A 13,019-nucleotide genomic window follows, 5' to 3' on the forward strand; every position below is an offset into this window, starting at 1 on the left:
GATCCATGCAGCGCCAACCGGCGGTTTGATAGTGCTGACGCGTGCGACGCGGCGTTGGCTAGACTCGACCCACGGCTATTTTCTCCCACAGGACATCTTCTATGAGCATGACGTTTTCCGGCCAGGTCGCCCTGGTGACTGGCGCCGCTGCCGGTATCGGCCGCGCCACCGCGCTGGCGTTCGCCGCCGAAGGCTTGAAGGTCGTGGTTGCCGACCTGGACGTGGCGGGCGGCGAGGGCACTGTCGCCCTGATCCACCAGGCTGGCGGTGAAGCGCTGTTCGTGCGCTGCAACGTTACGCTGGAGGCGGATGTGCAGCAATTGATGGCCCAGACCATTGCTGCCTACGGTCGCCTGGACTACGCCTTCAATAACGCCGGGATCGAGATCGAAAAGGGCAAGCTGGCCGACGGCAGCCTGGATGAGTTCGACGCGATCATGGGCGTCAACGTCAAGGGCGTGTGGTTGTGCATGAAGCACCAGTTGCCGCTGTTGCTGGCCCAGGGCGGCGGGGCGATCGTCAACACCGCCTCGGTAGCGGGCCTGGGGGCGGCGCCGAAGATGAGCATTTATGCGGCCTCCAAACATGCGGTGATCGGCCTGACCAAATCGGCGGCCATCGAGTATGCGAAGAAGAAAATCCGCGTCAACGCAGTCTGCCCAGCGGTGATCGATACCAATATGTTCCGGCGCGCCTATGAAGCCGACCCACGCAAGGCTGAATTTGCCGCCGCCATGCACCCGGTCGGGCGCATCGGCAAGGTTGAGGAAATCGCCAGTGCGGTGCTTTATCTGTGCAGCGACGGCGCGGCCTTTACCACGGGTCAAGCCTTGGCGGTGGACGGTGGTGCGACCGCTATCTAGGACCTCACGCCGCCCTTCATTCGAAAAGGTTTGGGGGGCTGTGGGGCGTTTCCATAGCTGGCACCGTGCCCTGTCGGAATGTGTATCAGAAGGTAAATAATCTAATAAAATCAATACTTTAATAAAACTTGGCGAGCGGCCGAAATGCGCTTCTGTGCTTAACTGTTCTGGGTTGAATAACAGACAGTTGAAGTGAGTGGCGCATGGATTTAGGGATCGATCGACAAGCCCTTGTACCGGTGGTGCAGCAAATCATCAGCGCAGTGGCGCAATGGATTCGCACAAGTGGGGTGAGCCCTGGCACACGCTTACCGTCCATTCGACAGGTGGCCCTCGATAACCTGCTCAGCCAATCCAGCGTGATCGAGGCGTTCGAGCGGATGGTCGCCCAGGGTGTGCTGGTTTCCAAGCCGGGCTCGGGTTTCAGCGTGGCTCAGCCACCGGCCTTGCATGAGGGCCAGTGGTACGAAGGCGCCGAGCGGGAATGGGGGGACTTTGTCGATAGTCCACTGGGAGAGCTGAAGCTGGGCTGCGGCTGGTTGCCCGATGCCTGGCGTGAAAGCGATGACATCAGTTATGCGATTCGTGAAGTCACCCGTACCGACACCGCGGGCCTGTTCAACTACAGCACGCCACTGGGGTTGCCGGCGCTGCGCGAGCAACTGCTCAAGCGGCTGAGCCGAATCCACATTGCGGCCCACCAGGACCGTATCCTTACCACGGCGGGTGCGAGCCATGCCCAGGACTTGCTGATACGCACCTTGCTCAAGGCCGGCGACTGCGTGGTGGTCGAGACGCCAGGGTACGGCAACCTCTATAGGCAACTGGCGTTCCACGGTGTGCAACTGCTGCACGTGCCGCGAACCCCCGCGGGCCCGGACATTCCGGCGCTGGAAGCACTGCTGCAACGGCACCGGCCCAAGTGCCTGTTCATCAACAGCCTGTATCACAACCCTACCGGCTCCAGCCTGAGCCGCACGGTGGCCGAGCGCTTGCTGGCGCTGGCGCGGCGCGACAATTTCCTGATCATCGAAGAGGATGTCTTCGGTGACTTGCAACATGCCAGTTGCACGCGCCTATCGGCGTTGCCCCATGATGACCGGGTGATCTACGTCGCAAGCTTTTCCAAGACCTTGAGCAGTGCCTTGCGCGTGGGTTACCTGAGTGCCAGCGCCACGATCATCACGCAGTTGGCCAGCCTCAAGACCCTGACCGGTTTCGGCACCTCACGCTTTGCCGAAGCGGTGGTGGCCACGCTGCTGGCGAATGGCACTTATCGCAAATGGGTACAGCGCTTGCGCAAGCGGTTGAATACGCAAATGACGGCTACGCTGCAGGTGCTGGAGGACGAGGAGTGGGAGGTGTTCACCGTGCCTGCCGGCGGCATGTTCGTGTGGGCGCGACCAGGGGCACGGGATTCATCGCGGTTACAGGTATGTGCCCGGCGGCTCGGGGTTTTGTTGTCGCCGGGAGCGCTGTTCAGCCCAACCAGCGAGCCCAGTGAGTGGCTGCGCATCAATGTGGCCTATGCCGATGATCAACGGGCCTTGGCGTTGTTCCGCGCCATGGGGCCCGCCAGATCGACCTCGACCATTCTGAAAACGACGAACGTGTAGCTTTTTGCCATTATTGTGGCGCCAACGACTTGTGTTCAGTGCCTTGTGGTTGCGAATCTCGCCTATGTAAACCGGGCTCGATGGCAACCGCCATTGCAAGAGGATTCAAGTGCAATGATTTCGGCCGTGCAACGACAATTCGCCAACCTTGGTATGGCAAAAAAGCTGGGCTTGGGTTTCACCCTGGTATTGCTGTTGACGGCCTTGGTCGCGGCGATCGGGGTGTGGTCCCTGCAAACCGTTGGCCAGCGTTTCGAAGGCCTCAAGGCCATGTCGTCGCTTAACAGCGGCTTGCTTAAGGTGCGCCTGATCGAGCAGGACTACGCGCTGCACGCCGACCCCAAAGCCGTCGATGCCCTGCATGAAAGCGTTGATGCCTTGGCGGCGCTTGCGGCCAGTCTCAAGGCCCAGTCGGCGGCCAACGTGCCGGTCATGACCGATGTCGAACAGGCCTTGGCCGCCTACCGCAAGGCGTTCGATGAGTTTGTCGAACTGACCCAGACCAAAGACCTGGCGTTGGAAATGGCCAGTTGGTCGGTGTCCAGCGTGGCCAACAACCTTGACGTGTTGCAGGCCGGGCTGGCGGATGACGGTGCCTATGGCTTGAAGGAAAGCCAGGGCAAGGAAGGCGCCGAGTTCATCGAGCAGGCGGGGCAGGTCAGCCAGGTGTCGCGCCTGATGCTGCAAGCCATGAATGAAGCCCATGTGCGGCTGGACCAGAGCCGCAAGGCGGATCAAGACGACGCTGAACAAGGCAAGATCGAGCAGGCCGACCAGGCGCTTGCCCAGGTCGAGCAACTGAAGACCTCAGTCAAGGATTCCGGCTACCAGACCGTGCTCAACGAAGTGGCCGGGCATATCGCCGCATTCAGTGAAAAGCTCGGCGAGTACACCGGCCTGCTAGCCCAGGAAAAGGTGGTCTACAAGCAGTTGCATGATCGGGCGGGGGAGGTCGTCAGTCGGGTCAACCAGGCCTACGACGCCGAGGACCAGTCGATGCAGGCGCAGTTGAAGAAAAGCGCGATGCTGATCATCGGCTCTTCGGCTTTGGCGTTGTTGGTGGGGTTGATTGCGGCGTGGGTGATCACCCGTTTGATCGTCGCGCCGCTGCGCAGTGTGATTGCGGTGGCCCAGCAGATTGCCGCCGGCGATTTGAGTGGGCGCATGGAGGTCAGCCGTCGTGATGAAATCGGCCAGTTGATGCAGGCGATGCAACAGATGGGTAATGGGCTTAGCCAGATGGTCAGCGGCCTGCAAGCCGGTATAGAGCAACTGGCCAGTTCGGCGCATTCATTGTCCAGCGTCACCGAGCAGACCAACGTCGAGGTCAGCAGCCAGAAAGAAGAAACCGAACAGGTTGCCACGGCGATGAACCAGATGACCGCCACCGTGCACGATGTGGCGCGCAACGCCGAAGAGGCCGCGCAAGCCGCACAGACCGCCGATGACAAAGTCGACAGCGGCCAGCAGGTGGTGCGCCAGAGTTTGCAGCGCATTGAATTGCTGGCTGCTTCCAGCACCTCTGCCAGCGCCAGCATCGAGAGCTTGAGCGCGGAAATTCAGCACATCGGCAGCGTGTTGAGTGTGATCAAGAGCGTGGCCGAACAGACCAACCTGCTGGCCCTCAACGCCGCCATCGAGGCCGCCCGTGCCGGCGAGCAGGGCCGTGGTTTTGCGGTGGTGGCCGATGAAGTACGGGCCCTGGCCAAGCGTACCCAGCAATCTACCGAGGAGATCGAGCGACTGGTCAGCACCTTGCGCAGTGCCGCCCAGTCCTCGGTGCAGCAGATCCAGCAAAGTGGCGAGTTGGTGAAGCTGGCGGTGAGCGATGCGCTGGAAACCGAAAGTGCCTTGGGCAGCATCGCAGTGGCGGTGTCGTTGATCCAGCAGATGAACCAGCAGATTGCCGCGGCGGCTGAGGAGCAAAGCTCGGTGGCTGAAGAGATCAACCGCAGCGTCACCAGTATTCGTGCCAGTGCCGATCAGTCGGCGCTGAGCATGCAGGGCAACGCCGCGTCGAGTATTCAACTGGCGCAGTTGGGCGCGGAACTCAAGGGCATGGTGGGGCACTTCCGCCTGTGATCGCCGCGTGAGTGCGACGACCACAGGGGAGGGCGGGTCAGGCGTTGTTGGCGAGGAAGGTCAGCAGGGCTTCGTTGACGAAGTCCGGGTTTTCCCTGGCGCTGATATGGCCGGCTTCCGGAATCAGGATCAGGCTGCAGCCGATCAGGCCCGCCATTTCCTCGGACTCGGCGGGAGGGCGGGGTTTGTCCTGCTCGCCGCACATCACCAAGGTGGTGTCGGCGTCCAGGCGCGGCAGTTGCTCCAGCACGTCTTCGCGACTGAAGATCAGCCGGCCCAGAGGCACGATGCTCTGCAACAGGCGCTCCTTGGAGTAACTCTGCAATTGTCGGCGGAAATCCTGGTATAGCGCTGATTCGCGGTCGATACCCGGGCGAAAGAAGATCGGCGCGACCACATCCAGCAGCGGCTCGGGGATGGCGCCGGCGTCTTCGATCATCTTGAACAACGAAAAGTAGTACTGGCGCGTGGCCTCGGGCTCGGCGCCCAAGTAGGTGTCCATCAGCACCAGGCTGTTGATTCGCTCGGGGGCCAGCAGCGCCAGGCGTGCGCCCCACATACCGCCGACCGAGAGCCCCACCAGGTTGGTCTGCGGGATGTCCAACTGGTCGAGCAGGGCCAGGGCCTGGCGCGCGAGGTCGTCCAGGGAATGGGTTTGCGCGGGCAACGCACCGGATTCACCATGACCCCACAGTTCCGGCACGATGACACGGTATTGTTGCGACAGCGCTTCGATCTGCGGCGCCCACATATCGGCGTCCCACAGGTAGCTTGAGCCCAGCAGGACGACTGGGCCGGTGCCCTGGTCGACGTAGTGCAGCGGTTGTCCATCAATGACGGCGACAGGCATAGCGAGCCTCTGACTTCACGGAGTAAGGGGCACTTTTTTACGCTAGTCGGGGGCGGGGGGATAGATGCAAAGTGATGGCATGTGGCGAACCGGGTTCGCCACAGGGGGGAGGGCCAATCAATCGTAGATGACTTTCTTCTTCCACTCGGCGTCGGTGTCCACCACTTTGAGGCCTTCGGTCAGTTCGTTGACCTCGTCTTCGGCCGGCTTGCTGTTGGTCAGCACCGTGGAGTTGGCGCGAGCAAGCTGAGCCTCCAGCTGTTGCAGCTGTGTGCTGTAGATCACCGGTTCCGGCTGTTTGCGCAGGTACTGCACGCCGCGCTCGAACGCCAGGCGTGCCTGGCCTGGCTGGCCTTGTTGCAGGGCGTGCTGGCCGAGGTTGTTGAAGAACTCGATGTGCAGCAACACCAGGATATGGCGGATTTCACGGATCCAGTGCTTGGCCTCGTTGGCCGGCAGGAAACCGTCCTGGGCGGCGCGGGTGACCTGGCCGTGCAGGGCTTCGAGCAGGAAACGCACGTCCTTGGCCTTGGCTTCGGTCTGGATCGGCGCGGGCGGGTTGTTCACCGGGATCGATTCGCCCTGGGCCACCAGCGTATTCAGCTCGGTGATGCGGGCCTTCAGCGGTGCGCTGCCTTTGTTGAGGTTCAACAGGCGCTGGTTGACGTTGAGTTCCAGGCGAGTCATCAACAGTTTGAGCGCCGGGGTCATCAATTGGCCGGGGAAGGTCTCGGTGATTTCACCGCAGCGACGCAGGCGATCATTAAGCTCGATCTCGGTGCGCTTCTTTTCCAGCTTGTTGTTTTCCACCACGTGGTTCATGTAGCCAATGGCGATCAGTATTACGATCCCGGCTATTACCAGCAGGGTGATCATGAGTGGTGTCACCGGTGTGACCTCTTTATAGGGTTTACAGTGGAGTGTAGTGACTGGGCCATCCGGCGGATAGGACTGATCGACCAGTTGCCCAGGTAGTTTGCTTCTATATAGATAGGCGCTCCCTGCATGGATGCACATTGCCATCATTTGCCGGAGCGAACTATAGCGCCTTGTCGGGCGCCAGAATATAGGCGTCAAAGCCCGGACGCGCACAATTCGCCCGCAGGCTCTGAAAGCAGGTCGAAGTCATTGATTTTAATAAATTTATCCTTGGGGGTTGACGACCTTTCAATCCATCCATAGAATGCGCGCCACTTAACGCGTAAAGCACACAGCGAAACGCGGTTAGGTAGTGAATGTTGTACGTGTGTCCCCTTCGTCTAGTGGCCTAGGACACCGCCCTTTCACGGCGGTAACAGGGGTTCGAGTCCCCTAGGGGACGCCAATATGCGGGAATAGCTCAGTTGGTAGAGCACGACCTTGCCAAGGTCGGGGTCGCGAGTTCGAGTCTCGTTTCCCGCTCCAAGTTTAAGCAGTGTGGCCTTCGGGCGGCACTGAGTGAAACCAGGGCATGATCTTCGGATCTAACCTCTGGGCGCTGAAATACACACCATGTGTTTCAGTTGTGTGTCCCCTTCGTCTAGTGGCCTAGGACACCGCCCTTTCACGGCGGTAACAGGGGTTCGAGTCCCCTAGGGGACGCCATTTGCGGGAATAGCTCAGTTGGTAGAGCACGACCTTGCCAAGGTCGGGGTCGCGAGTTCGAGTCTCGTTTCCCGCTCCAAGTTTAAGCAGTGTGGCCTTCGGGCGGCACTGAGTGAAACCAGGGCATGATCTTCGGATCTAACCTCTGGGCGCTGAAATACACACCATGTGTTTCAGTTGTGTGTCCCCTTCGTCTAGTGGCCTAGGACACCGCCCTTTCACGGCGGTAACAGGGGTTCGAGTCCCCTAGGGGACGCCATTTGCGGGAATAGCTCAGTTGGTAGAGCACGACCTTGCCAAGGTCGGGGTCGCGAGTTCGAGTCTCGTTTCCCGCTCCATATTCAACAAAAACGCCGATCAGCAATGATCGGCGTTTTTGTTTGTGCGTGATTTGTGAGAGGACGCTGGCGTTCAATGCGCAGGCGACGTTTCCTGCCCAGGCATGAAAAACCGTGCAAACAACTCGGACTGAGACTTGATGCTCAGCTTGTTGTAAAGGTTGCGACGATGAACTTTGATGGTCTCTGTGGACAGGTTCAGCTTGCCGGCGATCTCTTTGTTGGAAAAACCGCTCAACAGTAACCGCAGCACATCTTTTTCGCGCGCAGTGATTTGTGCGCCAAGTTGCATGATTGCCTCAGACCATGGCGGCGGCTCGGCCTGGCTTTTTTCCGCATCATTCTCAAAGCACATGCGTTGATGCATCAATGCCAGCACCCACGGTTTGATCATGTCCAGCGTGGTGATCTGCTGCGGGCTGTAACGCACGTTGCTGCCAAATGAAATGCACAGCGTTCGGTCGACGTCGAGCTGCACGTTGTACTGCACCTCGTCCACGCTGACGTACTGGGCGAAGTACTGGTGGTAATACTCGGTGGTCAGGAAATGCTCCGGCGCGATGTCGGACAGATGGAAAAAACCACTCTGCGGGTTTTCCCGGTTGGCGATATAAAAGGGGTCCAGCAGGTACAGCCCTTTTACATAGCGCTGGGTCAGGGCGTCCACTTCGTCCGCATCGGCGACTTCGGTCAGGCTGATGACCCGCACCTGTTGGTCGCTGAAGATCAATACAACCCAATTGTCGATCTGGACATATTCCTTTAACACGCGAACCAGCGAGCTCCAGAACGCCGGGCGGTTCAACTGCATGATCAGCGTTCCGGCGGACCGATGCCAGGCCAGGTTGTGAAGGTCGAGCGACATTTACTACCCCTTTAGGGTTAGGCATTCATGGGGCTGGGCTAAGTACTTCTGGGTATTTACTAATCGGACGTGCCGCGTATATTCACCCAACAGTGGATGCAGGCCATGATGGCCTGTCGTTTTGACAAGGATAGCGAGATGAGTCAACCCCAATTGCGCGCCATTTTTATGGCTGCGCTGGTCGCTGTGTGTACCAGTGCCCCGGTCTCGGCGGCCGAGCCACGGGTCAACCTGTATAACTGGTTCGGGCTGATCGCGCCGGAAACCCCCAAGGAATTTGAGCAGAAAACCGGTACCCGGATGCACCTGGATGCCTTCGACAGTGCCGAGATCATGCAGAGCAAGGTCATGGCCGGGCGCACCGGGTATGACGTTGTCGTCGCCACCTCGAATGTCTTGCCCAGCCTGATCCAGGCCGGTGTGCTGGCACCGCTGGACCGCTCCCAACTGAGTAATTTCTCGCACATCGATCCGGAAATGCTGGCGCTGCTGTCCGCCAATGATCCAGGTAACCGCTATGCCGTGCCGTATTTGTGGGGCACCACCGGCATTGGTTACGACGTGGATAAGGTCAAGGCCGCCCTGGGTGACGATGCCCCGGTAGACAGTTGGGACCTGATCTTCAAGGAAGAGAACATCAGCAAGCTCAAGTCGTGTGGCGTGGCGATGCTCGACTCGCCGAGCGAAATCATCTCGATTGCCTTGCATTACCTCGGCCTGCCAAGCAACAGCCAGAACCCTGAGGATTACCAGAAAGCCCAGGCGCTGCTGCTGAAGATCCGCCCTTACGTGCTCTACTTTGACTCTTCCAGGACCGACGCCGACTTTGCCGACGGCAATATTTGTGTGGTGGTCGGCTGGGCGAGCGGGGCGCTGACGGCGCAGGCCATCAATGAGAAAAACAACACCGGCCGCAAGATTGCCTACAGCCTGCCGCGTGAGGGCGGGTTGGTGTGGTCGGAAAACTTTGTGCTGCTCAAGGATGCGCCGCATGCCAAGCAGGGTCTGGCGTTCATCAACTACATGCTCGACCCGCAAGTGATCGCCAAGAGTTCCAACCACACGCTGTACCCCAACGCCAACAAGGACGCCACCGTGTTGGTCGAGCAGAAGTTGCGCGACAACCCCTGGATTTACCCGTCCAAAGAGACGATCGCCACCTTGGTTCCCCTGGAGCCGCTGCCCTTGAAATTGGAGCGAATCCGCACGCGGGTGTGGACCAAGGTGAAGAGCGGCACCTGATCGGGTGAATGAATAGGCGGGTCGGGCTGCTGCAGACGTGCCAGTGAAGGAGAACAATCATGGGCCAAGCCGAATATCAGCGCGACGTGAAGTCGGACGATGACAAGGCGTACAAGGACATCGAGGAACAGATCGGCCACTGTACGCCCGAACAAGCCTGGGCCATGTATTACGTCTCGACGGGCATGGTGCGTGAGTACATTACGCGGGCGGTGATGGAGCATATTGGCCGGGGCAACCGGGCGCTGCTGCTGGAGTTCCCGGAGCTTGCCCGGACCGAGGAGCGATCACGCTTCCTGCTGCCGCTCTAACCGAATGCCGATCAGTGATGATCGGCATTTTTGTGTGTGCGCCGGTTCGCCGCTTTGGCCAAGCGCAACGTAGCCTCGCGGATCTCTTCCTGATTCAGCGAGGCGAAGCCCAGGCGCAGCGCATTTTCTGCCTGGTCCATCGGCGAGAACTGCCGGCCACTGCGTACGACCAGCCCGTGATCAAGGGCTGCGTTCACCGTCTGGTCGACGTCGATTGCATCGTCGAAACGCACCCACAGCGCCAGGCCGCCTTCGGGCTCGCGCACCTGGATCCGCTCACCGAACGCCGCATGCAGGCAGCCTTGCAAGGTTTCACGGCGGGCGCGGTATTCCTTTGATACCCGGCGCAGGTGCTTCTTGAGTTCGCCGTCGTTGATCAGGTTGGCAAGCATCTTCTGCGCGACCGCGTCGGCATCGCCCAGCATCAGTGCGGCGTTGCTATGCAGGGCTTCGACCACCTGCGCAGGAGCCACCACATAACTGCAGCGGAACGTCGAGCCGAGAGCCTTGGATAATGAGCCAACATAAATCACATGCCGCTGCGCACGATCACTGGCCAGGGGCAGGTAGGGGCGCCCGCTGAAGTGAAATTCGTGGTCGTAGTCTTCTTCGATGATGCAGAAATCATGCAGCGCCGCCAATGCCAGCAACTGCTGCCGCCGCGCCGCGTGCAGGCTCACGGTGGTGGGGAACTGGTGGTGTGGCGTGAGATAGATCATCCGCACCTTGTGTTCGCGGCACAGGCGATCGATCTGGTCCGTGCGACAGCCTTCTTCGTCGATGTCCACCGTGACCAGTTGCGCACCCAACCTGCGGAAAATTTCCCACGCTGGCGGGTAACTCAGGCGCTCCACCAGCACCACGTCGCCGGGTTTGAGCAACAGGCTGGCGGTCAGGTACAGCGACATCTGAGTGCCTTGGGTCAGGCAGATGTTTTCGGCGCCGACCGTCAACCCACGGTTGTTACGCAGCATCTCGGCCAGCGCGCAGCGCAGATGATAGCCGGTGCCCTCGCTGCCGTAGCGCAGGGTGTTGGACGCAAAGCTGCTGCGCAGGGCATTGCGGTAGTAGCGGTGCAGCACGGCTTGGGGCAGCAGGCGGTGGTCGCTGGTGCCGTTATCGAAAAACAGCGCGTCATGCCGATGGTTCAGCGCCGTCACCTGGGCGTTCTGGGCGAAATAGGGCGCGGCTGTCTGCGCCAGGATGGGCGGCGCGAAGGGCGCCTGCGCGCGGCTCGGCAGTTGCTTGGCCGTCAACTGCGCATTGACGAAGGTCCCGCGCCGCGGCTCGCTGACCAGCCAGCCCTTGGTCATGGCCTCTTCGTAGGCCAGCACCACAGTCTTGCGGTTGACGTCGAGCAACTGCGCCATTTCCCGAGTGCCCGGCAACAGTGTGCCTGGCAGCAATCGCCCTTCAACGATCGCGGTCACCAGGCCTTCGGCAATCTTGCGATAGGACGCCTGGCTTGCACTGTCGTTGAGCTTGAGCAGCGGTCGCCATTTTCGCATCTGGACCATCTGAAGTATCCAAAACTGGAGGTTTTAATGGGCCTAGTCTAGCGCAACAATCACGGCTCACTCACCCCGAGGTTGTTATGAATACACGCCATGTCATCGAACTCTCCCCCTCGGGGAAAACCTTTGAGGCCGGTGATGAACTGTTGCTGGATGCAATGCTCGCCCATGGCCTGTCCGTGCCGTTTTCCTGCCGGCGTGGTGCCTGTGGGTCGTGCAAAGTGGTGGTCGCAGAAGGGGCGTACCGGGCCAAACAGCTGGCGCCGGACGCACCCGCGCCGTGTTATCCGTTGGCCGCCAATGAAATGCTGTTGTGCCAGAGCCACGCCTGCGGCGACATGCGCCTGGAAATCCCCGGCTGGTCGTTGGACACACCCGCGCTGGTGGTCGAGGCGCAGGTCGTGAGCAAACGCGCACTGAGCCCCGACATCATTGAGCTGGTGCTGATGCCGGACAGGCCGCTGGCAGTGCGGGCGGGTCAGTACCTCAAGTTCCGCCTGGTCGACGGTGACTCGCGGTGCTTCTCGATCGCCAACCTGCCGGCCGACGACGATGGGCGGCTGGTTTTTCAGATTCGCCAGGTGAGTGGCGGGCTGTTTTCCGAAACGTTGCTGGCCGACCTGGAGGCTGGCGATCTGTTGCAACTGGAAGGAGCGTTTGGTGCCTGTACCTGGCAGGACAATGACGATGTGTCCGTGGTCCTGTTCGCTACGGGCACCGGTTATGCAGGCATCAAGCCGATCCTGCTGACCGCCCTAAAGCGTGATGTTGACGTGACCTTGTACTGGGGCGGCGGGCAGCCGGCAGATTTCTACGACCGTGTGTTCCTGGACCAAGCAGTCAATGATTACCCACGCTTTCACTGGCACCCGGTGTTGGCCTCCCACGGACGAGTGCAGGAAGTTGCGCTGAATCACGGGCACGACTGGCAAGTCGCCCAGGTGTATGCCTGCGGTAATGGCGCCATGATCAGTCAGGTGCGCACGGCGTGTCTGGACGCCGGCTTGCCCGGTCATCGATTCGTCGCGGAAGCCTTTGTGCCCAGTGGCCGGTCGAGTGCCGGCACGGCGCCCAAGGCGTTGCACCCGGTCTGGGAGAAAGTCGGCCCACGTTATTCTCTGGACGGCATGTTGGCCGCGCGCGATCAGTCCATCCGTGCCCTGGCGGCAATTGCCAGCCGACTACAAGTGGGCATGACCACCGGCGAAGCCCTCGACATGGCCGCCGACCAACTGCAAGCCATGGGCGCCTCCCACACCTGGCACCCGACCTACATCCGTTTTGGCGACGACACGGTCCGCCCGCCCCGCGAAGGCGTTGACCGCCAGCGCAGGCTGCGCGCCTGCGACATTGTCGTGGTCGATCTGGGCCCGGTGTGGGACGGTTACGAGGGCGACTATGGTGACACTTTTGTGTTCGGTGACGCGCCGCTGCACCTGGCGTGCAGGACCGCACTGCATGAGGTGTTCGACGAAACCCGCGACGCCTGGCTACAGGGCCTCACTGGTCGCGAACTCTATGACTTCGCCGAGCAGAGCGCCGTGGCAAAAGGCTGGAGGCTGGCGCGTAACCTCGCAGGGCACCGCCTTGCGGATTTCCCCCACGCGTTGTTCGAGAGCAAGGTGCTGGCGGACCTGGAAATCCCACCGAGTGAAATGGCCTGGGTCCTGGAAATCCAGCTGTGCCATCCCACGGAACCGGTCGGTGGTTTTTTCGAAGATATGCTGATGCTGCAAGCCTGAACAGCCCGCCGT

The 13,019-nt window shown here is 60.5% G+C and carries 10 protein-coding genes, 6 tRNA genes and 1 pseudogene; 13 read left to right on the top strand and 4 right to left on the bottom strand.

Annotated features, from left to right (window positions below):
• Positions 1-101: 101 nt before the first annotated feature.
• The 4 genes and pseudogenes from ACP7EW_RS14775 to ACP7EW_RS14790 all read left to right on the top strand — a co-directional run bounded on the left by ACP7EW_RS14775 (position 102) and on the right by ACP7EW_RS14790 (position 4,561).
• Positions 102-863, top strand: coding sequence for an SDR family oxidoreductase (locus tag ACP7EW_RS14775; RefSeq protein WP_426217918.1), 762 nt, complete (start codon positions 102-104; stop codon positions 861-863).
• Positions 864-1,066: 203 nt separating this feature from the next.
• The gene (locus tag ACP7EW_RS14780) at positions 1,067-2,479 is read left to right on the top strand and encodes a PLP-dependent aminotransferase family protein (RefSeq protein ID WP_426217920.1); all 1,413 of its coding nucleotides are present in this window, start codon (positions 1,067-1,069) and stop codon (positions 2,477-2,479) included.
• A gap of 1,023 nt (positions 2,480-3,502) precedes the next feature.
• Positions 3,503-3,703: pseudogene (locus ACP7EW_RS14785) on the top strand (HAMP domain-containing protein); the annotation flags it as partial.
• Positions 3,704-3,718: 15 nt separating this feature from the next.
• A complete protein-coding gene (locus tag ACP7EW_RS14790) occupies positions 3,719-4,561 on the top strand; it encodes a methyl-accepting chemotaxis protein (protein WP_370590780.1) in 843 nt (280 codons plus the stop codon).
• Positions 4,562-4,598: 37 nt separating this feature from the next.
• On the opposite strand, the gene ACP7EW_RS14795 is transcribed toward ACP7EW_RS14790, so the two are convergent.
• Together ACP7EW_RS14795 and ACP7EW_RS14800 are read right to left on the bottom strand one after the other, a co-directional pair.
• Positions 4,599-5,411 carry an alpha/beta fold hydrolase gene (locus tag ACP7EW_RS14795; protein WP_426217922.1) on the bottom strand — a complete coding sequence of 271 codons (813 nt, stop codon included), beginning with the start codon at positions 5,409-5,411 and terminating at the stop codon, positions 4,599-4,601.
• 117 nt (positions 5,412-5,528) lie between these two features.
• Positions 5,529-6,287 (bottom strand): hypothetical protein, encoded by a 759-nt coding sequence (locus ACP7EW_RS14800; protein ID WP_426217924.1) that lies wholly within the window; start codon positions 6,285-6,287, stop codon positions 5,529-5,531.
• A 372-nt stretch (positions 6,288-6,659) separates the two neighbouring features.
• Between ACP7EW_RS14800 and ACP7EW_RS14805 the strand changes: the two genes are divergently transcribed.
• The 6 genes from ACP7EW_RS14805 to ACP7EW_RS14830 all read left to right on the top strand — a co-directional run bounded on the left by ACP7EW_RS14805 (position 6,660) and on the right by ACP7EW_RS14830 (position 7,333).
• Positions 6,660-6,735, top strand: a tRNA-Glu gene (locus ACP7EW_RS14805).
• A gap of 4 nt (positions 6,736-6,739) precedes the next feature.
• Positions 6,740-6,815: transfer RNA gene (locus ACP7EW_RS14810), tRNA-Gly, on the top strand.
• A gap of 104 nt (positions 6,816-6,919) precedes the next feature.
• Positions 6,920-6,995 (top strand) — tRNA-Glu (locus ACP7EW_RS14815).
• A gap of 3 nt (positions 6,996-6,998) precedes the next feature.
• Positions 6,999-7,074: transfer RNA gene (locus tag ACP7EW_RS14820), tRNA-Gly, on the top strand.
• Between the two features lie 104 nt (positions 7,075-7,178).
• Positions 7,179-7,254, top strand: a tRNA-Glu gene (locus ACP7EW_RS14825).
• 3 nt (positions 7,255-7,257) lie between these two features.
• Positions 7,258-7,333 (top strand) — tRNA-Gly (locus tag ACP7EW_RS14830).
• A 73-nt stretch (positions 7,334-7,406) separates the two neighbouring features.
• Here ACP7EW_RS14830 and ACP7EW_RS14835 read toward each other — a convergent pair.
• Positions 7,407-8,198 carry a response regulator transcription factor gene (locus ACP7EW_RS14835; protein WP_426217926.1) on the bottom strand — a complete coding sequence of 264 codons (792 nt, stop codon included), beginning with the start codon at positions 8,196-8,198 and terminating at the stop codon, positions 7,407-7,409.
• Between the two features lie 138 nt (positions 8,199-8,336).
• Here ACP7EW_RS14835 and ACP7EW_RS14840 point away from each other — a divergent pair, with 138 nt between their 5' ends.
• Complete coding sequence (locus ACP7EW_RS14840) at positions 8,337-9,440, top strand: polyamine ABC transporter substrate-binding protein (RefSeq protein ID WP_426217930.1); 1,104 nt, start codon at positions 8,337-8,339, stop codon at positions 9,438-9,440.
• A gap of 59 nt (positions 9,441-9,499) precedes the next feature.
• Positions 9,500-9,751: a hypothetical protein gene (locus ACP7EW_RS14845; RefSeq protein WP_016979527.1), complete on the top strand. Its 252-nt coding sequence runs from the start codon at positions 9,500-9,502 to the stop codon at positions 9,749-9,751.
• A gap of 11 nt (positions 9,752-9,762) precedes the next feature.
• Here ACP7EW_RS14845 and ACP7EW_RS14850 read toward each other — a convergent pair whose 3' ends face one another.
• Complete coding sequence (locus ACP7EW_RS14850) at positions 9,763-11,268, bottom strand: PLP-dependent aminotransferase family protein (RefSeq protein ID WP_426217932.1); 1,506 nt, start codon at positions 11,266-11,268, stop codon at positions 9,763-9,765.
• A 77-nt stretch (positions 11,269-11,345) separates the two neighbouring features.
• On the opposite strand from ACP7EW_RS14850, the gene ACP7EW_RS14855 reads away from it, so the two are divergent.
• Positions 11,346-13,007 carry a M24 family metallopeptidase gene (locus tag ACP7EW_RS14855; protein WP_426217934.1) on the top strand — a complete coding sequence of 554 codons (1,662 nt, stop codon included), beginning with the start codon at positions 11,346-11,348 and terminating at the stop codon, positions 13,005-13,007.
• Positions 13,008-13,019: the final 12 nt, after the last annotated feature.

It is taken from the genome of Pseudomonas sp. DWRC2-2 (assembly GCF_049897885.1).
Taxonomy (GTDB): domain Bacteria; phylum Pseudomonadota; class Gammaproteobacteria; order Pseudomonadales; family Pseudomonadaceae; genus Aquipseudomonas; species Aquipseudomonas azotoformans_A.